Origin of the sequence: Enterococcus sp. AZ177, assembly GCF_050544585.1 — a bacterium.
Classification (GTDB): Bacteria; Bacillota; Bacilli; order Lactobacillales; family Enterococcaceae; genus Enterococcus_L; species Enterococcus_L plantarum.
On sequence record NZ_CP172944.1, the window covers coordinates 1,844,459 to 1,863,402 of the forward strand.

An 18,944-nucleotide genomic window follows, 5' to 3' on the forward strand; every position below is an offset into this window, starting at 1 on the left:
ATTGTCATAAATAAAAAACACAACTTTGACTATTTTATCTCGTAACATTATACTTAGTGAATAGAACACAAAACACACTATCCATCAAAGGTCGTGGAAAAATGAAAAGAATTGAAAAAATAGCAGAGTTACTAACTCGATACTCAGAAAAAGAACCCGTTACTGCAAGTGAAATGGCCGCACAGTTAAATATCTCGCGAGCAAATGTCAGCAGTGATCTGAACCAATTAGTCAAATTAGGACACGCAAAGAAAATTGGTACTAAACCAGTTTACTTTTTTTCAACTACACCAAAAATAAAAAATGAAGAAAATATCTTAGATGATTTCATCCATAAAAGTCCTAGCCTTTTTCATTGTGCTGAACAAGCCAAAGCAGCTATTTTATATCCGCCAAATGGAATGCATATCTTATTAACTGGGGAAACAGGAGTTGGCAAAAGTATGTTTGCTGAATTAATTTATAGTTATGCGTTAACAAAGAATAAATTGAAAGCGGATTCCAATTTTGTCACCTTTAATTGTGCGGACTACGCGAATAATCCGCAATTATTAGTAGGATCTATTTTTGGAGTGCTTAGAGGCGCTTACACAGGCGCAGATGAGAATCGTGTTGGTTTATTAGAAAAAGCAAATGGTGGTATCCTATTTCTAGATGAAATCCATCGTCTGCCTCCAGAAGGTCAAGAAATGCTATTTACATTTATTGATCGAGGCATTTATCGTAGGCTCGGTGAAACAACTAGTGAACGCCACGCTCAAGTTTTACTTGTTTGTGCAACCACAGAAGATACATCTTCCTCTTTATTGCAAACGTTTATTCGGAGAATTCCGATGCGAATTGAAATTCCTAATTTGATTGACCGTGGTTTAGAAGAACGATTAAGTTTGATTTCAACTTTTTTCCAAACCGAGACTAAGAAATTAAAAACACCGATAGAAGTTTCGACTAATACAATTAGAGCATTATTAGGATACCATTGTCCTAACAATGTCGGTCAGTTAAAAGCAGATATTCAACTATTGTGTGCAAAAGCCTATTCCCATTTTATTGCTCACCAGGAAGAAACAATTAAAATCAGTAGTTATGAGCTCCCTCATTATATCCGTGAAGGACTCTATAACACTGAAGATCGAAAAAAAATTTGGCTCCTACTACCAAATATGAATACTCGCTTCTTTCTTTTCAATGAGGAAGAAACCACACTCTTTTTACCTAAAGAAACGAAAAGACATGATATTTATCAAATCATCGAACAAAAAATGAGCGACATGGAACGAATTGGTCTTACTATTTCTCAAACCACTGAAATCATTGATACGACAATTACCAATTATTATCGTTCATATAATAATAATACTGCCGTTGATTTAGATAATTTGGAACAGATTGTCGGTTCGGAAATCATTGCAACTGCTAATAAAGTATGTGAAAAAGCATCCCGACTGTTGAATATCTTTCTATCGGATAATGTCCGTTATGGGCTTGCCCTTCATTTATACAATACAATTCAACGTATAAAGAGGGGACAAACAATCACCAACCCGCGAATTTTTGAGATAAAACAAGAACATCCTCGTCACTTTGAGGCAGCTCAACATTGTCTTTCTATTATAGAAACTGATTTTAATGTTAGACTTCCAGAAGATGAAGCTGGTTTTCTTGCACTCTTTTTTACATCTAATGGCAACAAAACAAAAAAAAAGGCGAAAGTTGAAGTTATTGTTGTTGCCCACGGTGAATCAACTGCTACAAGTATGGCAAACGTTGTAAATAAACTTCTTGGTGAACAAATAGCCGTAGGATTTGATATGAACCTTGATGAAAAACCAATCGCTACCTTGACTAATATTCAAAACTATCTTTCTACGAAAAAACACTTAAAAGATGTTCTATTACTAGTAGATATGGGCTCTTTGATCAATTTTAGTGATGAATTAGAAAAGAATTTAAATAGTCAAATTCGCTGTATTGAGCTAGTCAGCACACTTCACGTTTTAGAAGCCAGTAGAAAAGCTGCTCTTGGCCATGGTTTAAATGAAGTATTTGAATCTACCAAGAATATTAGAGGCTTATCAACATATAAGAAAAATATGGAAGACCAAAAATCAATAAAATTATATATTCTTACTTTATGCACAACAGGTGAAGGCTCTGCCCAATTGATCAAGAAAATGCTCAGCAACCGTTTAAATTTAAGAGGTAATGTTTGTGAAATTGTATCGTTGCAAATAACTGATGAAAAATTATTAGAACAAACACTCACAAACCTAAGCTATTCTGGAAAAATCATATGCACTATTGGTACTTTTCAGTCATTTTACAATTCACCCCATTTCACAATTACAGATGCGTTAGATGAAACAAAGACAAATCAAATCCAAGCTCTTATTGATTACGAAATTGCTTTTGAAGGGATGCGAACGAATATTACTGATATGTTAGAGTATAACGACGATAAGCAACTAATAACCTCAATTCGAGAATGGGTGGAAACAATCGCGACAGAAATCAATCCAACTATTTCCTATGAAATAAAAGTTGGTTTAGCTTGCCATGTCGTTTGCATGATAGACCGTTTAAAACGAGGAAAAAGTGTCAGTAGCTTCCCAAAAACTACAGCGTTTCAAGATAAATTTGCAGCTGAAATAGCCAGTGTTAAAAAAAATAGTAAACTTTTGGAAACCTACTATGCTATCACAATACCTATAGATGAAGTCTTTTATATCACTGCTTTTTTTATGTGCGAATCTTTAATTTGATTCTTTTTTCAAAATGCACTAGTAAAATAAAAATTTTCTCTCACTTTTTTGAGCAATTAAACAAAGTCATGAATGTGATGCTACTTTTCACGCTCATACAGAGCTGATTGAAGAACATCCTTATGATGAAGAATTGAAAGCTGGCTACACCTGTTATCAGGATTTTCTCTATGCTATACAAACAAGAGATTACACACGGTTTCCTGCGTTATTTGAACAAGACTATTCTAGGCTTTCAGCTTATTATCAAACAACAATTACTACCTTTAAAAAAGTTCAAACGGGCATTAAAAATGCGTTGAATTTGCCTTATTCCAACGGACCATTAGAATGCTTGAATAACCATATAAAAGTATTAAAGAGAAACGCCTATGGCTTCCGTAACTTCTATAATTTTAAATTGAGAATTACTTTATGCTTTGGCACTGTTCTTTTTCAATCAAATAGAAAAACCTAGAGGAATTTCCCTCTAGGCTTCATTAGTGATTTAATTCTTTGGATTTCTTCACCAACATTAGTTGACAAAGAGCCAAAATAAATTCCATAAGGCTGGGATATAACTCTACGAGTCAAATCTCAGCCTTATGGAATCGGAATAAAAAGTGGTAGCAGAAGCAACTATACGCTTTGTTTCGATCACATCAAATTCTAAGTGCTAAAGCACAACAAGGAACAAATTGAGGTTACACAGTACCTACTTCGCTCTAGGAGTAAAATTCTGTCCCAACTCTTTTTAAAAAGAGCGATAGACATATTGGTTCTTCGGTTCTTCAACATGTTTGACCTTCGTGACATCCACCATCGGAATCTCTCGTTTAAATGGTGCATAATAACCAGAATGAATCGTTCCTGTCACTTCTACCCAGTCATTGTTTTTAAAAGTCTGTCCTTCTGGCATATGAGTCAGCAAACCAAATACTCCGGAATCAGCCACACAGTGAATAATGCCAAATCGGAAAACAAATATATTGGCCTCCTCATTTTGTGAGGAATTAAACGCAAACCCCTTATACGTAATCGTTTTTCCGATAAACTCACTCGGATAATTATAAATCAGTTCCATCACTTCTAAATAATTTTCTTCTGTAACCGTCACTTTATCATCTTTGATGTAGTGTGTTAGAGCCTTTTCCATCTGTTTATTATAATCTGTTTTATCGAAATAGATGCTGGTATCTGGTTTTAAATATTGCGTTTGAACATCAGGATCACCGACAGATTCTTTACTCAACGGAAAATTGAACCCTTTCGCTTCAAGGATTGACGTATCTAGACTAACCGTTGGGAACATAAAACCGACAACTAAAGGAAACGCTAGTAAAACATAAGCGATCCCTTTTTGATAGGGTTTATTTAGGCCATGGTCATGACAGTCTTCATGATGGTGGTGATGTTCTGTTTTTTTGTCCTCTTCTTTATTCCAAAGAATCAACTGAACCATTGCCAAAATGAAAGAAAGTAGCATCGATAAAATAGCTAAGTAGCGGTAATGAACATTTATATATTGGTTCAATCTACCCGATACTTGTAAAAACAGCATCAACATCGTATAGCCAATTAAAATCAAAAATCGAATCATCTATTCTTCCCTCCTTAGATTGCAAGTGCATAAAGACTAACAACTACTGTTACAATGCCGACAAATTTTAACATAAAGGATGTCTTGAAATATCGTTTCATCATCAGTAAATTTTTAATATCTACCATTGGCCCAAAAACTAAAAACCCAACCACGGGTCCATTACCGAATAAACTCAATAACGATGAGCCAATAAATGCATCCGCCTCAGAACATAAAGACAACGTAGCGGCTAAAATCAGCATCACCAAAATCGCTAAAAGTTTGGTATGGCCTAATTGTAACATCGCTCCAGTCGGTAAATAAGTTTGCATCGCTGCAGCTAATAATGAACCGAAAATCAAATAACGTCCTGTATCAAAAAACTCATCAATGCCATGAGTCAAAACAGACCAACATTTATGCCAAAACGATTCTTTATCCTGTTGATGTTCTTCTTCCTCTATCACACACGTCCCATCAAAGGAAGTCTCTTGTAGAATAGATTCTTTATTGATATAAGCTAACCAAACACCCACGATAAGTGCCACCAACATACTACCAAGTACCCGCCAAATCACAAATTTCACTGAATTGCCAAAAGCGATATAGGTTGAAAAAAGAACGATTGGATTAATGATCGGTGCTGTGATCATAAAGGCAAACGCCGTATAGGTCGGCACATCTTTTTTTACAAATTGATGCACAATCGGGACGATCCCACATTCGCAAGAAGGGAAAAAGAAACCTAATACACTACCCACAATGATCGACAAAAATTTATTTTTAGGCAGTAATCGTTTCACTCGTTCTGGTGTTAAAAATACATGTAATGCGCCAGATATCACACAGCCAAGCATGACGAACGGTAACGCTTCGATTACGATCGATAAAAAAATAGTGCCCATTTGCAAAACTGAATGAGGTAAAAACTGAAACATCTAATTCCTCCTAGTGCTAAAAATAACGCCCGCAACTCTATTCTTTGCATCTGTTTTTTTAACATTCCAAAATATAGTTAACTATACTGCAGCTACGCCAAAAATTCAAGACACGGTAAAATTAATTAAAACTTCTATAATATATTCATTGCATAACAAAAAAGGTCGGATCTTTAGCATCTTGCAAATCACAACGCGTGTATGTTGTGATTTGCAAGAGCACATCGACCCTGACCAACTTTTCCTCACATGTTCTCTCTAGCTCTTAAATTGCAAATAATGCTGATGCTGATGCTGGATCTGTGTCATAAACATTAAAATCAACATTTACACCTAAACCTTTTTCAGCTAAAATCGACTCCATCGCCATCCTAGCATGCTCTTTGGTATTATTTTCCTTGCTCAAATGCCCTAGATAAATTCGTTTTGTATGAGCCCCGATCACATCTGCCATCGTTAATGCTCCATCATCGTTAGACAAGTGTCCCTTGTCTCCTAAAATTCGTTGTTTTAAACTCCAAGGATAAGGACCCATTCGTAAAATCTCTAACTCATGATTACTTTCAATCAGGTATGCATCTGCATCTTTGATTGTTCCACGAATATGATCACTACAATAACCTGTATCTGTCAGCATTACAAAAGAACGATTATTTTTGAAGAAACGATAAAACTGTGGAGCCGCTGCATCATGAGAAACACCAAAACTCTCGATGTCCATATCACCAAAAGTCAAAACTTTGCCCATATCAAAAATATGTTTTTGCTCAACTGCAACATTGCCGATCAATGGATCCATTGCTGCCCACGTTTTTTCATTTGCATAGACATCTAATTTATATTTTCTAGCAAGAACTCCTACCCCATGAATATGATCTCGATGCTCATGTGTAACTAAAATAGCATCCAAATCTTCTGGTTTACGATCGACTTCAGCTAGTAAGGATGTAATCTTTTTTCCACTTAGCCCTGCATCTATAAGTAGCTTTTTCTTCTCTGTTTCGATAAAAAGGGAATTACCAGTGCTACCGCTAGCAAGTATACTGATATTAAAAGCTTTTTCCTGACTCATTTTTTCTTCGCTTCCCTTCTTTGGTCTACAGCTTCTTATTATACATCCTTCACTACTGATTTTCCACCTTTGGTACAGTATTATTTGTAATGATGGTATTGCTCATGGCATTCACCTGTTCAATCTGCAAATTACTGCCACTAGATTTGATGCCGACGAACCATACAGGAACATATACATTCTTCTCACGAATCTTATAAATTCTCGTATACGCGAGCTTTCGAAATGTTATTTTAGCATTACTTGGAATTTTATTATTGATATACAAAGTTTCAATTGCATCACGTTCGGATGATAGATCCATCTTATCACGTAGTTCTTCGATTCCTTGGATATGGGTTTGCGTGTACTTATTAATTTTGTGCAATCCGTCAGACTCATCTGATTTCTCCAATTTTAGTGAAATTTGAGCTGTATCATCCTTAAAAAGAATACTCTTGTAACTTTGAGAAACAATAATCTCGGGAAACTCACCTTGAAGAGTAGAAAATTCAGGTAAATAGCGGTACTGACTACCATACAGAACACTATTTTTATCATTTAAAAAAGCATCTAAGGATTTTTCAATATTCTTTTCATCAATAAAGTAACTGGTTTGAGCATAATTCATCTGAGGATACACTGTTAATGTGTTATCAGTCCATTCCACTCCGTTTTTAAAGAAATTTCGGTCTTTTGTTTCACGTTCCGCTTGGATAACATTATAAAAGTTTGTCTGTTCGCCACTTAAATAATATCCTTCCTTTTTTTCTCCGGAAAAAGTTCCTTTATAGGTAATCCCATCTTTGTCTAATCGCTTTTCAATACTATCTGTCTGATCTGAAAAAGACACATTGTTTTCTTCTTTTAAACCTTCTTGATAAATACCGAAGAGGAACATGTTCAGTCCTAAAAAGGCAAGGAAAAAAATCCATTCAATTCGTTTGAAGTCCATTATTCCACCTCCAAATTCGCTAGTTTTTCCAACAATTCACGTTCTGAATACCATTTATTGTCGTAGCGAATGTACCATTCTGGAGTAAGATCGACAACTTGCGTTATTTCTTCGATTTTGTGCCAAGTATAGCCAATCATCATTGAGTTGATTTTTTCCTGATTCGCTCCATTGATTATTAGTTGTTCTAATAAGCTTTCAGTACTTTTTAACACAACCTCTTCTTCGGAAGGAATCGGTACTTGAATTGTATCAACACTTGTTTCGATTACGACACTTGATTTTTCAGATTTATCATTTCCAATTGTGATTCGCACTTGACCTTTATCATTTTCACTAAAAACTGGAAATCCTTCTACAAATGTACGATAGTTAATCTCTGTATCCGTCCGATCAAAATAGCGGATATTTCCCATATTTGTTCCTAATTTTTTTATATACTTAAAACTATCGGAATAAATATTGTCTTTAGCCTTCCTGGCTTCTATATCACCGTTGAAACGAATCGTTCCTAGTTTTTCGTCTACCGTCAATCGTTCACTGCCGCTTGTGTAGGATAGATCTTTACTATCTTCATTTGTTTGGATAGTATCGGTGTTAGAGAAAAAGGCATTTCTAAATTTTGTTACAGGTTGGGAGGCTAAAATATAACTATATTTTTTCATTTTTTGGTCTTCAGACAAATAATAATGTTTTCCTGCAACTGCCTGCTGTTCTGAAATTTGATTATATTGTACGCCAACTTTATTCATTAAATTTAACACTTTTTCGTTATCTATCGTAATCGGCGCTTCATAAACATCTTTGCGATTGAAATCTAAAAATCGAATCTTGTGTTGTGTTAAATCCACTTGAATACAAGTAAAATAAATTTGATCCGCACTGAGATCAGTTAATTGAAGAGTTAAATTATAGACAGATATATATTCACTTAATAAGAAAGTACCTTCATAAAGCAATTCAAATCCTTGCTCCATTGATAGATATTTTTCAAACTGTTCAGAATCTCCAGCAACAGTTTGAGCCAAACTTCCAAATGAACTATGCTTAATTTCGTTTTGAATATTTGTGATTAAATTTTCACTCGTATTCATTTCTGACTTCCCATTCTGCATGCGAATTAAATGTAGCGGTAAAAATACATCTGTATCTACTCGTTCATTCACGACAGTTGTCGCAGGTTGAGGATCATTTTTGATTGGTTGTTCTTTTTTTGAAGAGCTAAGCCAAATACTAACCGAAAAATAGACACTCAGCAACACCAAAAATATCAAACCGATTCGCACAATTTTTTCTGTTAATTTCATTCCCACCAATCCTCCTCATAAGGTTCATAAGGCAAGGATATATAAAAGGTAGAGCCTTTTCCTTCTTGACTTTCAACCCAAATTGTACCATTGTGTGCTTTCACTACTTCTCTTGAAATAGCCAAACCTAATCCAGTTCCGCCTTGTTCTCTCGCGCGTGCTTTATCTACACGATAGAAACGTTCAAAGACTTTGTTGACATCTTTTTTAGGGATTCCTAACCCTTGGTCGGTTACACTGAAAACAACGTTATTATGCGTTTCAAGCAGACGACATGTGATTTCTCCGCCATCAGGTGAGTATTTGATGGCATTATTTAAAATATTATCCAGGACCTGAATCACTTTGTCTGTATCTAATTCCACCCACAAATCGCGTTTAGTAAACTCACGATGAATCGTATAATTTTTATCATTCGATTCGACCATCATATCAAAACGGTCTAAAACAAAATTGATCAATTCATTAAAATTCACATACTCTAACTGTAATTCTCCGTTACCTGAGTCCATTCTTGAAAGATTTAATAAATCATTGATCATTCGAATCATTCGATCCGTTTCTTCTAGCGTCACTTTTAGAAAATTAGGTGCAATTTCTGGATTCTCCCAAGCGCCTTCGCTTAAGGCTTCAATATAGCTGCGCATACTTGTTAAGGGTGTGCGTAGCTCATGCGAAACGTTCGACACGAATTCTCGACGTTCCCGTTCATTTTTTTCTTGTTCTGTTACGTCATGAAGTACACAAACGAGTCCAGTAATAAAACCAGATTCTCGACGGATCATTGCAAAATCAACGCGGATGATCATCTGATCTTCTTCCATAGAGGAAGATGAACGATCGATCAAAATTTCTTCTGGCTCTTCCAACAATTTACGTAATGTGTAATCAGTCTCTATGTCTAGTAGCTCCAATAAAGAAGAGCCAATCACGTCTTCATCTTTTACATTCAGTAAAGAAAGTGCCATTTCATTGATTGTAATAACTTTACCACGTCTATCTGTCGCAATAACTCCGTCTGTCATATGAGCCAAGACACTGTCTAAACGGTTTCGTTCTGCTTCCATTGTTTCTTGTGCTTCTTCGATTCGTTCAGAAAGTTGATTAAATGTCTCAGCCAGTTGGCCTAATTCATCTTTTCCATAAACTTGGACTTTTCCAGTATAATCACCTTTAGCAATTCGTAAGGCTTGTTCCCTCATTTCACCGATAGGCTGAGTAATTGATCTTGCAATTAAAATCGTCACAATAATTGAAATTGCTCCTGCTATTAGTGACGCAGTAAAAAAGATCCGAGCTGTATCTGTGATCTCTTGGTATTTACCTTCTATATTGCTTTTAACATAAAGAACCCCGATGACTGTGTCGCCAGTCGGGGATTGGATAGGCTGAACATTGATGTATACGCGTTTGTCGTTATCAATAGCTGAATATTTTTTTGCACTGAAATCATTCAAGTCACGATAATCATTTTTCTTACCGACAATTCCTTGACGATTTAAATCGCTTGTCGCTCTTACGATTCCTTTGTCATCAACGACTCGAGCTTCAATCGTCTCTGATGCTGAAAAATCAGTCAATGTTTTTTTCAAATTAGCATCGATCTCTGTTCGATCACGCTCTTTTTCACCTAATTTTGGACTAAGTGTGCTAGCTAATTGGATTACCTGTCGATCAACATTTTGTTTATAATCATTAATCGTTGTCGATTCCAGTTCACGGATGAAATATCCACCGATAATTTGAATCGCAATCAATAATAATAGAATAAATGATAATGCAATCTTAAAATTGACCGATTGAAAGAAGTGAACTTTTTTTTTCATAAATCACTACTCCTGTTCAGGATTTCGTAGATAATACCCAACACCACGACGCGTAACTAAATAAGTTGGGTGACTTGGACTGTCTTCGATTTTCTCTCTTAGACGACGAACTGTTACATCCACTGTACGAACATCTCCGAAATAATCGTATCCCCAAACCGTTTGAAGTAAATGTTCACGAGTCATTACTTGACCGATATGTTTTGCTAAATAATAAAGTAATTCAAACTCACGATGTGTTAGTTCGATTTTACTGCCACGTTTTGATACCATATAAGCATCTGGATGGATCGTTAGGTCTCCAATCGTAAGTTCCGATTGCGTAGTAGATTCTGCTTCTTTGGCACTTGTTGCACCACGGCGTAGGTTGGCTTTAACTCGTGCTACAAGTTCTCGATTAGAAAATGGTTTAGTCACATAATCATCGGCACCCAATTCCAATCCTAACACTTTGTCAATCTCAGAATCTTTAGCAGTCACCATAATAATCGGCATGTCATAGGTTTTACGAACTTCCCTCGCTACTTCAAGTCCATCCATTTTCGGTAACATCAAGTCTAGGATAATCAAATCAGGTTCTACTTCTTTGACCTTTTCAACGGCTTCTTCGCCATCATAAGCTGTAAAAACTTCATATCCTTCTTTAGTAAGGTTGTATTTCACAATTTCCGAAATCGGCTTTTCATCATCTACAACTAATATTTTTTTCATATAAGAGGCACCTCTTTTTTTCTTTTGTCTTTTCGTAGTCTAACCATATTCTCTCTTATTATACCTTATTTTGTCCACTGTTTCATCTTTGAGTAAAAATCCTTACTCTTTCCTATCTATATCTTGCAAAAAAAAAGGCTTTCTGACTATAATTAGACATACGGTTTTAGAAGGAAGCGATAAAAATGAAAGCACCACGATTACAACCAGGTGATGAAATCCGCGTTATTGCACCAGCAGGTAGTCTGTTTAGTTTGACGGAATTGACTATTAAATCCGCTGAAAAAAAATTGACCGCTTTAGGATTTAACGTTACATTTTCTGAACATGCGACTGAACACGATATTCTTGGCTCTTCTTCAATTATGAGCAGAGTCAAAGATCTGCATGCCGCATTTGCGGATGAAAATGTCAAAGGAATTTTAACAGCAATCGGCGGTTTCAATAGTAATGAATTACTGCCTTACCTTGATTTTGATTTGATCAAACGTCATCCAAAAGTATTTTGCGGTTATAGCGATATCACAGCTTTGTGTAATGCGATTACGGCTAAGACAGAGTTACTGACATACGTTGGTCCACATTTTTCTAGTTTCCAAATGGATGAATTACAAGAATATCAAACCGAAACTTTTTTACATGCCACGACGGATGAAAAAGCGTTTGTTGTGTCTGCTTCTGGAACATGGAGCCAAGACGAATGGTACTTACCCAATCCAAAACGAAGAGTATTTGCGAATAATTGGAAAGTTTACAATCCTGCTGAACCTGTCACTGGGACTTGTTATGGTGGTCATTTAAATACCTTTCAGTTGCTATTTGGTACGTCTTTTCAACCAAATTTAGAACGTTCTATTTTATTTATCGAAAATGCAGAGGAAGACGATTATCATGATTTTGCTCGTGGTTTGGCTGCTCTACTTCAAATAGTAAAGCATCCACAAGCATTACTAATCGGTCGTTTCCCTAAACAAACAAAAATGACAGAAGAACGACTTTTAGCAATTTTATCAAAATATCCTCTATTACGAGAAATTCCTGTGATTTATGACATGAATTTTGGCCATACTCAACCTATTTTTACGATTCCAATTGGAGATCAAGCATCAGTTGATACGTCACAGAAACAAATTACTTTTTTCTAAAAAACTCTATTGGGACAATACTTCGCTTCCAGCAAAAATTGTTAGACCTATGCTTCTCGCTTAGTTTACTAATATAACAGTTAATGAAATACCTAATAAATGAATCATTGTTAAAGTCAAATCAATCACGATTCCTACAAGTTTTTTCATTGCTCTTTTTAATCCCCCTCATTCTTCTGTTGTTTCAAAACCGAATATCACAATAAAAGTAAGATGACAACCAAAAAGTACCCTCTTAAGGGTTCTTGATAAAAAAATACCAACGAGAAAGCATCTACTACATGCTCTCTTGTTGGTATTAAATCTTAATCTAATAATTGGATTCCAATTCCTAAAAGCCCGGGTCCAGTATGTACAACTAAAGCTGGACTAATCGTACCGAAATAAATCTTTTCCGCTTGCGGAAACTGCTCTTTAAGCTTTTCGTAAAAGGTTTCTGCCTCTTCTACGGCTTGTCCTTGAGCAACAGCTAAGACAAATTTCTTATGGTTACCAACAAATGCTTTTACCAACTCAAAGGTTTTATCCAAGCTTTTTTTTCTCCCACGAGCTTTAGCAACGGTGTGGTATACGCCTTCTCCGTTACACGAAATAATTGGATTTAGTTTTAACGCATTCCCTAAAATTGAGGCAACCAAACCAATGCGTCCACCTTTTTGCAAGTACTCTAAAGTTGCAACATTGAAAAAGACTTTCGCTTTTGCAACATTACTCGTTAATTCTGTCTTGATTTCGTCCCATGAACGATCAGCCTCAATTAATTTAGCGGCTTCGATTGCTTGAAGACCACTACCTATGCCAATATTTTTTGTATCTAAAACAAACGTTTCCACCCCTTCAAATTCCTCTGCAATCAAACGAATCACATTAAACGTCCCGCTCAATCCACTGGAAATTGTAACAGCCAATACTTTTTCATACCCATCCGCTTTGATTTTTTCAAAAATTTTCGTGATTGTTTCACCATCTGGTAATGAAGTGCTCGGAATTTCTACAGATAATCGCTCGTAAACTTCTTCTGGCGTGATATCTACCTTATCGGTATAGATACGATCTTTATAAATAATTTGCAATGGAATCATATACATCCCATACTGATCGATTAACTCCTTAGGTACATCCGTCCCTGAATCTACTAATAATGCAATTTTTCCTTTATTCATCTAATTTTTCTCCATCTTCTTTTGAGTTTGTTTGTGCTAATTCAATGGCCTTTTCAGTAAATAATTTAGTGGCAAATGATAACGTCGCACCTTTTACAATTAAAAATTCTACTGGTATAGGTTGATCAAATGCTGCGACTGGCTCTGTTCCTAGTGCTTGAGCAACAACCACTGCTATAGCTGCTTCTTGTTCATCGCAAAAAAGATTATATGCTTCGCGAATCCCAACCGCTGCTCCTTGGTAAAGAATGCCTTGTTTGATTTCGGGTATGGTTAAAACTTGCTTTAATAGCGTAATAGCTATTAAGAACGCCAAATGCTTTTGGTTATACCGTTTTTTATGAGGTGCTGGAATCAATCCTAATTTTACATAATTATTGACCATCGATGACGTTAGTAACGTGTGCTTTTCTTTTAAAATCACTGGTGATAAGTATCGTTCAACAAGCGTGATCACTTGATCCATATATAACTCTAACTCAGGTAGTTCATGCCATCGTGGCAAGTGGACATTTACCAACTCTTGTCCCCAAATTTCTAAAGAGGATTTTAATTCATTCACAAGATCCCTCCTCCTACTTACTGTAATAGTTTAACATTTTTTCCAAAAACATTCAATCTGGTTTCTAAAACTAGATTGAAAATAATAAAAAAGAGAGTGAACTACTAGGATGTCCGAAGTGAAACCCAGTAGTTAGATGTTTTAACAGATTCAACACTCTTCCTTACCCACCATGTGGATTGTCACAAAGGCCATGTTCTCTACGACACTTCATAAACTATCTTTGCATCATCGCTTGTAAACTTTGAGACTGTTCATCAATGTTTGTTCTTCCATACTAGATTTCTCCATAAAGATCATTTATAAATCAGGCACCTGTTTAAAATGTCAATCCTGAACCATTATGTAATAAGAACCCAATCTTATTCTCAGCTAAAAACATCTTCACAATAAAAAAATCCCTGATAGAAACTCTTTAAGTTTTCTACCAGAGATGAAAATTATTTAGATATATTTTTTAGCTCTCTCTTTCCTAAAATAATTCCAATAAAAAAGAATAACTCTAGCAAAACAAAAAACAAAATAAAACAATGCATAAAATATTGTTCTGGCAAAACATTAATGATGGGGTCAGTAGCCGGATCAAACAACCAGTCATCATTATTAAAAAATACACCATGAAACGCCACAAAAAATTGATCAAATCCGATTGCCATTAATACACCCAAAAATGCTGGAATGATCATTCCCCATTGAAATGGGCGAATCAAACGCCACACTCGTTTTGACTTGATAAGACGAAAAACGAAGATAACGCTTGGAATAAGTGTTACGAGTAATACTCCATAACAGAGTAAGAAAAGACGCTTTACTTCATAAAAATGAAACGCACCACTTTTTGAGGATGGAAAATCGGATAATTTTAGCGTGTCAATAAATGGGTTATTTAAATAGGCCATCAACTGGTCAAAATTTTTCAGCAATGTCGGCTTATCCATATCCACGTAGTCTAAAATTTTTAATGAATCAATCTCAAAAACATATAACAGACGGAAATTAATCGTAATCGTAATACTTAAAGAGACAATGGTTAAAATCAAACACGCAATCCCAGCGCGTTCAAACCAAATCCAATTTTTTTCTTTCATATCAAAACGTCCATTCGTCCAGAGAATCCACTACATATGTAGGCTGTTCAGGTAAACTTGAAACTACTGATTTCGCCGTAAAGCCAGATAACACAAGTAAGCTATCAATCCCATTTTGAAGACCAGATTGACTATCTGTTTCATAATTATCGCCAACCATAATGACATCTTCTTTATTCATTTTCATCACCTTTAGCGCTTCATTCATAATAATCGCATTGGGCTTGCCGATCATGATTGGATCCGCCTGTGTTGCTGTTTGAATTAACGATATAAATGAACCCGCACCAGGTAATAATCCTCGCTCCGTCGGAATACTTTTGTCTGGATTTGTCCCAATAAACGTAGCGCCATTTCTGATACAAAGGGTTGCCGTAGCAAGTTTTTCATACTTTATATCTGTATCTAAACCTACAACAACATAATCCGGTTTTTCTTCATCCCACTCAAAACCAGCTGATAAAATCAACTCAGTAAGACCAGATTCTCCGATTACGTATACTCGGTTTCCTTTTCTTTGTTCTTTCATATAATCGATTGTCGCAAGGCTTGCTGTATAAACGGTCTTCGCTGATACATGAATATCAAACTCCTTAGCTAATCGATCTGCGACAGCCTCAGGTGTTTTTGTCGTATTATTAGTGACAAAAAGAAATGGCCGTTTTAATTCTTGCAAACGCTCAACAAAACGTTTTCCAGCAGGAATAACTTCTTTGCCTAAATAAATCGTACCATCCAAATCAATTAAATAGCCTTTATAATGATTTTTCACGAATGTTTACTCCTCACGTTGACGAATAGTAAATGAACGTCCCTTATTGGCGGCCATATCTTTCTTTCCAATGACTGCTTTTTTGGGTTCATTTTCTTTGCGATTTTTAATCACAGGTTTCGTTTTATTAGTCACAGGTACACGTTTTTCTTCCGTATGTGCCTGATTTTGATTCATTGTTTTTTTAGTTGGTTTCTTGCGACGTGTCTGTTGTTTCTCACGTTTTCCACCAATTCTTTCGATCACAAAATAAGCACAGCCAAAATTACAATACTCATATAGATAATCTTCTAGTGTATCGATTCTCTGCTCAGGTGCCGCTTTACGATTCGATTCGTTGAAAAACCCTTTCAACCGTAGTTGATCGTAGCCCCAGTCCCCAACAATGTAATCATATTTCGAAAGAACATCACTAAAACGTTCTCCTAGTCTTTCTGCATCAAAGGCTTCCCGATGATTTTTCACTAAAAGATATTCACGAGTCCCAATCATTACATGATTCTCGTCAGCGAGTGTTACGATTTCGCCTTTTTTCTTTTCTTTGACAGGTTCTTCTTTTATTTCTTCAAGGACAGCCGTGATTTCTTCTGTTAATGTCGCTGTTGGTTCTTCTTTATGTTTAACTGGTTTCGTTGATTTGTAAGGTTTTTTTACTTTTTCTGTCATTTTTTCACCGCCTAGATTTTATTATACCTTGTTTTTATAGGATTGGGTAGTGCTCGTTCAAGTAGTTACCTAAAACGGTTCGGATAAATTCTGGAAAAATAAATTCCACTTCTCCTGCAAGCTCAATGGTTGGAAAAAAAGGAATAAACATAAAATGATCAATTGTGGTAAACGTATAGGTACACTCTAAATCGACAGGAGCATTCTGCCATAGAACTTGTTTTTTCTGCTTATCATATGCAATTCCATCATAATATAGCTCACCGAAAACTTTACCGCGAAACCCCATCCCTCTAATTGGAAATTTACGCAAGTACTGACGGTTTTTTTCCATTTCCTTGACTAACCGAATCAATTCAGCACCAGATAATGTTACGCGAATCAAATGTATTGGATGAGGTAACGTTTCATGCAATTGATCTGCATCAACGATGCCTTTTGGTATATCTGTCAAAAACAAGCCATTGTTTAGTATTGCCACGTCAGTGCGCCCTTTTTCTTTCAACGCTTTTAAAGTGGTTATGATCAAAGGATGTTCTGCATTTAGATCCACGAATAAAGGATGGGGAATGTTTGCGATTTTTTTGGCTTTTAATAACTGATGCCCCAATGCAAGATAATCCTCAATCTCTCTTTGGTCTTCAGGTAATGTAGGAAGCTCAGCAGTGGATACAGCTTTAGCTTCACTATTGAGGATAGTACCGTTGGCGATCGTTAAGTGAACTTCACCAATATAATAGCCAAATTTACCAGCAGCGGAAAGTTGTGTCCCATTGATTTTTTCACCATTCTTGAATAAATGATGGGTGTGAGAACCTAGCAATACATTAATTTCATGATATTCATTCGCGATTTTACTATCTTCATCGATCCCTAAATGACTCATTAAGATTAAAATATCACATTGTGGTCGGACCACCCTAATCAATTGCGGCAATATCTCTTTAATTGACAAAATATCCCAACCGTTTGGACGATAAGTCAATGGAAATGGGGCCGTCAAAGCAATCAAACCAATTTTCGTCTGTTCTTTTGTTTCGATAATCTTATATGGCATCGCCCATTCAGGTGCTTGTCCTGTTTCTAAATCAACTAAATTTCCTAACAAGACATCAAAATTTCGATGATCGTATAAATGATTCAACTCTTCTTTGGAATTCCCAACCCCTTCATTATTTCCAATCGTTGCCGCATCATAGCTTATTTCGTTCATTCTTTCGATATTCGCTTGACCATCGGTAGCTTCTGTTAATGGATGCCAGCGATCTATAAAGTCACCTAAATCAACTGTTAAAACAGTTTTACCCTGTTTGGTGTAGCATTCTTTTTGACCTAGCAAGTACCTTCTGATTTTGGGCCAATTTTCTACATGTGAATGCAAATCATTTGTGTGAAAGATGACGATTTCTTCCATTATATCGCCCCCAATTTCAATCTATAAAATTATAGTACCATACTTCAGCTTAGAGTATAATAAAGGAACTACACAATTAAAGGAGATAACTATGAAAATTAATGTCCCTTTCGGCACGATTTGGTTGGATGCGGATGATGAAGGTCTAAGTACTGTTTCTTTTTTTGAGATTCCAAATCATAAAACCAATCAGTATACAGAACTTGCTGCCAAAGAACTCACAGAATATTTTGCTGGTAAGCGTAAACGTTTTTCCGTTCCTTTGTCTGTTCACAGTGGAACTGTATTTCAACGAACAGTTTGGCACGCTCTTTCTCTAATACCCTTTGGTGAAACCCGAAGTTATCAAGAGATTGCTCAAGCAATTGAATCCCCAAAAGCAGTACGAGCAATTGGTCAGGCGAATAGTAAAAATCCACTCCCAATCATTGTGCCTTGTCATCGGGTAATTGGTAAAAATGGCGCATTAACTGGTTATTTAGGTAGCTCTGAACAAGAGGGCCTTAGCATTAAGAAATTCCTACTGCATATTGAAAATGTTTCCCTCGATAAATTTGATTAGCCACAATAAGAACAAAAAAATAATGGACAACAAAACATTCTATGTTCTGCTTTCCATTATTTTTTGTTGTGTAAATAGAATAAAAAATAAACTTCCTAACGATTAAATATTGCCTTTGTTATCAACGCTATCTTTACCACGATATTTTTCTAAATATTGTTCTTTGGTCATTACATCATTCGCGTTCATGTTAAATTTAACCAAGTGTAAGCCTATCATATGAGCAATTGCTTCTCTTACTTTTTCAACAATTTGGTCAAAAACGGTAGAATTATTGACATTATAGTTCCAAATTACTGACACATCGACTGCCGCTTGCTTTGTGCCAACTTCGATACCAATGCCCGAAATCACCACGCTTATGATTTTTTTCACGACAACTCCAAATGATTATTTCGCTTTTAATCCACCGATGATGCTTTCTACTGTTTTTGCTATTAGCGCTAACTTCTTATTATAAT

At 35.8% G+C, this 18,944-nt stretch carries 17 protein-coding genes and 2 pseudogenes; 4 read left to right on the top strand and 15 right to left on the bottom strand.

Going from position 1 to position 18,944, the window contains the following annotated elements; translation table 11 throughout:
- Positions 1 to 101 precede the first annotated feature (101 nt).
- Together IGJ34_RS08995 and IGJ34_RS09000 are read left to right on the top strand one after the other, a co-directional pair.
- Positions 102 to 2,762, top strand: coding sequence for a sigma 54-interacting transcriptional regulator (locus IGJ34_RS08995; RefSeq protein WP_430597258.1), 2,661 nt, complete (start codon positions 102 to 104; stop codon positions 2,760 to 2,762).
- 133 nt (positions 2,763 to 2,895) lie between these two features.
- Positions 2,896 to 3,219: pseudogene (locus IGJ34_RS09000) on the top strand (transposase); the annotation flags it as partial.
- A gap of 276 nt (positions 3,220 to 3,495) precedes the next feature.
- Here IGJ34_RS09000 and IGJ34_RS09005 read toward each other — a convergent pair.
- The 7 genes from IGJ34_RS09005 to yycF all read right to left on the bottom strand — a co-directional run bounded on the left by IGJ34_RS09005 (position 3,496) and on the right by yycF (position 11,111).
- Positions 3,496 to 4,341, bottom strand: a complete 846-nt coding sequence (locus IGJ34_RS09005) for a TIGR03943 family putative permease subunit (RefSeq protein ID WP_430597259.1) — start codon at positions 4,339 to 4,341, stop codon at positions 3,496 to 3,498.
- Between the two features lie 14 nt (positions 4,342 to 4,355).
- Entirely contained in the window at positions 4,356 to 5,261 is a 906-nt protein-coding gene (locus IGJ34_RS09010) for a permease (RefSeq protein ID WP_206835095.1), read from the bottom strand.
- Positions 5,262 to 5,526: 265 nt separating this feature from the next.
- Positions 5,527 to 6,333: an MBL fold metallo-hydrolase gene (locus IGJ34_RS09015; protein WP_069654429.1), complete on the bottom strand. Its 807-nt coding sequence runs from the start codon at positions 6,331 to 6,333 to the stop codon at positions 5,527 to 5,529.
- A 52-nt stretch (positions 6,334 to 6,385) separates the two neighbouring features.
- Positions 6,386 to 7,267: a two-component system regulatory protein YycI gene (locus IGJ34_RS09020; protein WP_069654430.1), complete on the bottom strand. Its 882-nt coding sequence runs from the start codon at positions 7,265 to 7,267 to the stop codon at positions 6,386 to 6,388.
- A complete protein-coding gene (locus tag IGJ34_RS09025) occupies positions 7,267 to 8,574 on the bottom strand; it encodes a YycH family regulatory protein (protein WP_206835099.1) in 1,308 nt (435 codons plus the stop codon). Before IGJ34_RS09025 ends, IGJ34_RS09020 begins: the two co-directional genes overlap by 1 nt.
- Positions 8,571 to 10,400, bottom strand: a complete 1,830-nt coding sequence (gene walK / locus IGJ34_RS09030) for a cell wall metabolism sensor histidine kinase WalK (protein ID WP_069654432.1) — start codon at positions 10,398 to 10,400, stop codon at positions 8,571 to 8,573. Before walK ends, IGJ34_RS09025 begins: the two co-directional genes overlap by 4 nt.
- A gap of 6 nt (positions 10,401 to 10,406) precedes the next feature.
- Positions 10,407 to 11,111: a response regulator YycF gene (gene yycF, locus IGJ34_RS09035; protein WP_010764627.1), complete on the bottom strand. Its 705-nt coding sequence runs from the start codon at positions 11,109 to 11,111 to the stop codon at positions 10,407 to 10,409.
- Positions 11,112 to 11,296: 185 nt separating this feature from the next.
- On the opposite strand from yycF, the gene IGJ34_RS09040 reads away from it, so the two are divergent.
- Positions 11,297 to 12,256, top strand: coding sequence for a S66 family peptidase (locus IGJ34_RS09040; RefSeq protein ID WP_430597260.1), 960 nt, complete (start codon positions 11,297 to 11,299; stop codon positions 12,254 to 12,256).
- 63 nt (positions 12,257 to 12,319) lie between these two features.
- On the opposite strand, the pseudogene IGJ34_RS09045 reads toward IGJ34_RS09040, so the two are convergent.
- The 7 genes and pseudogenes from IGJ34_RS09045 to IGJ34_RS09075 all read right to left on the bottom strand — a co-directional run.
- Positions 12,320 to 12,397 (bottom strand): annotated as a pseudogene (locus IGJ34_RS09045) (aquaporin); the annotation flags it as partial.
- A 164-nt stretch (positions 12,398 to 12,561) separates the two neighbouring features.
- The gene (locus tag IGJ34_RS09050) at positions 12,562 to 13,419 is read right to left on the bottom strand and encodes a DegV family protein (protein WP_111247478.1); all 858 of its coding nucleotides are present in this window, start codon (positions 13,417 to 13,419) and stop codon (positions 12,562 to 12,564) included.
- Positions 13,412 to 13,981 carry a DUF1836 domain-containing protein gene (locus IGJ34_RS09055; RefSeq protein WP_069654390.1) on the bottom strand — a complete coding sequence of 190 codons (570 nt, stop codon included), beginning with the start codon at positions 13,979 to 13,981 and terminating at the stop codon, positions 13,412 to 13,414. Before IGJ34_RS09055 ends, IGJ34_RS09050 begins: the two co-directional genes overlap by 8 nt.
- A gap of 440 nt (positions 13,982 to 14,421) precedes the next feature.
- Positions 14,422 to 15,069, bottom strand: coding sequence for a TIGR01906 family membrane protein (locus IGJ34_RS09060; protein ID WP_181429452.1), 648 nt, complete (start codon positions 15,067 to 15,069; stop codon positions 14,422 to 14,424).
- A 1-nt stretch (position 15,070) separates the two neighbouring features.
- Positions 15,071 to 15,841, bottom strand: a complete 771-nt coding sequence (locus tag IGJ34_RS09065; RefSeq protein ID WP_111247480.1) for a TIGR01457 family HAD-type hydrolase — start codon at positions 15,839 to 15,841, stop codon at positions 15,071 to 15,073.
- Positions 15,842 to 15,847: 6 nt separating this feature from the next.
- A complete protein-coding gene (locus tag IGJ34_RS09070) occupies positions 15,848 to 16,507 on the bottom strand; it encodes a YutD family protein (protein ID WP_206835116.1) in 660 nt (219 codons plus the stop codon).
- Positions 16,508 to 16,541: 34 nt separating this feature from the next.
- Positions 16,542 to 17,921: a bifunctional metallophosphatase/5'-nucleotidase gene (locus IGJ34_RS09075; RefSeq protein WP_430597261.1), complete on the bottom strand. Its 1,380-nt coding sequence runs from the start codon at positions 17,919 to 17,921 to the stop codon at positions 16,542 to 16,544.
- Between the two features lie 91 nt (positions 17,922 to 18,012).
- Between IGJ34_RS09075 and IGJ34_RS09080 the strand changes: the two genes are divergently transcribed.
- Positions 18,013 to 18,483: a methylated-DNA--[protein]-cysteine S-methyltransferase gene (locus IGJ34_RS09080; RefSeq protein ID WP_430597262.1), complete on the top strand. Its 471-nt coding sequence runs from the start codon at positions 18,013 to 18,015 to the stop codon at positions 18,481 to 18,483.
- A gap of 102 nt (positions 18,484 to 18,585) precedes the next feature.
- Here the strand turns inward: IGJ34_RS09080 and IGJ34_RS09085 are convergent, their stop codons facing one another.
- Positions 18,586 to 18,858, bottom strand: a complete 273-nt coding sequence (locus tag IGJ34_RS09085) for an Asp23/Gls24 family envelope stress response protein (protein WP_430597263.1) — start codon at positions 18,856 to 18,858, stop codon at positions 18,586 to 18,588.
- Between the last annotated feature and the right edge of the window lie 86 nt (positions 18,859 to 18,944).

Coding starts and splice junctions, on each gene's coding strand:
- IGJ34_RS08995 (WP_430597258.1), top strand. CDS start 102: ATGAAAAGAATTGAAAAAATAGCAGAGTTACTAACTCGATACTCAGAA.
- IGJ34_RS09005 (WP_430597259.1), bottom strand. CDS start 4,341: ATGATTCGATTTTTGATTTTAATTGGCTATACGATGTTGATGCTGTTT.
- IGJ34_RS09010 (WP_206835095.1), bottom strand. CDS start 5,261: ATGTTTCAGTTTTTACCTCATTCAGTTTTGCAAATGGGCACTATTTTT.
- IGJ34_RS09015 (WP_069654429.1), bottom strand. CDS start 6,333: ATGAGTCAGGAAAAAGCTTTTAATATCAGTATACTTGCTAGCGGTAGC.
- IGJ34_RS09020 (WP_069654430.1), bottom strand. CDS start 7,267: ATGGACTTCAAACGAATTGAATGGATTTTTTTCCTTGCCTTTTTAGGA.
- IGJ34_RS09025 (WP_206835099.1), bottom strand. CDS start 8,574: ATGAAATTAACAGAAAAAATTGTGCGAATCGGTTTGATATTTTTGGTG.
- walK (WP_069654432.1), bottom strand. CDS start 10,400: ATGAAAAAAAAAGTTCACTTCTTTCAATCGGTCAATTTTAAGATTGCA.
- yycF (WP_010764627.1), bottom strand. CDS start 11,111: ATGAAAAAAATATTAGTTGTAGATGATGAAAAGCCGATTTCGGAAATT.
- IGJ34_RS09040 (WP_430597260.1), top strand. CDS start 11,297: ATGAAAGCACCACGATTACAACCAGGTGATGAAATCCGCGTTATTGCA.
- IGJ34_RS09050 (WP_111247478.1), bottom strand. CDS start 13,419: ATGAATAAAGGAAAAATTGCATTATTAGTAGATTCAGGGACGGATGTA.
- IGJ34_RS09060 (WP_181429452.1), bottom strand. CDS start 15,069: ATGAAAGAAAAAAATTGGATTTGGTTTGAACGCGCTGGGATTGCGTGT.
- IGJ34_RS09070 (WP_206835116.1), bottom strand. CDS start 16,507: ATGACAGAAAAAGTAAAAAAACCTTACAAATCAACGAAACCAGTTAAA.
- IGJ34_RS09075 (WP_430597261.1), bottom strand. CDS start 17,921: ATGGAAGAAATCGTCATCTTTCACACAAATGATTTGCATTCACATGTA.
- IGJ34_RS09080 (WP_430597262.1), top strand. CDS start 18,013: ATGAAAATTAATGTCCCTTTCGGCACGATTTGGTTGGATGCGGATGAT.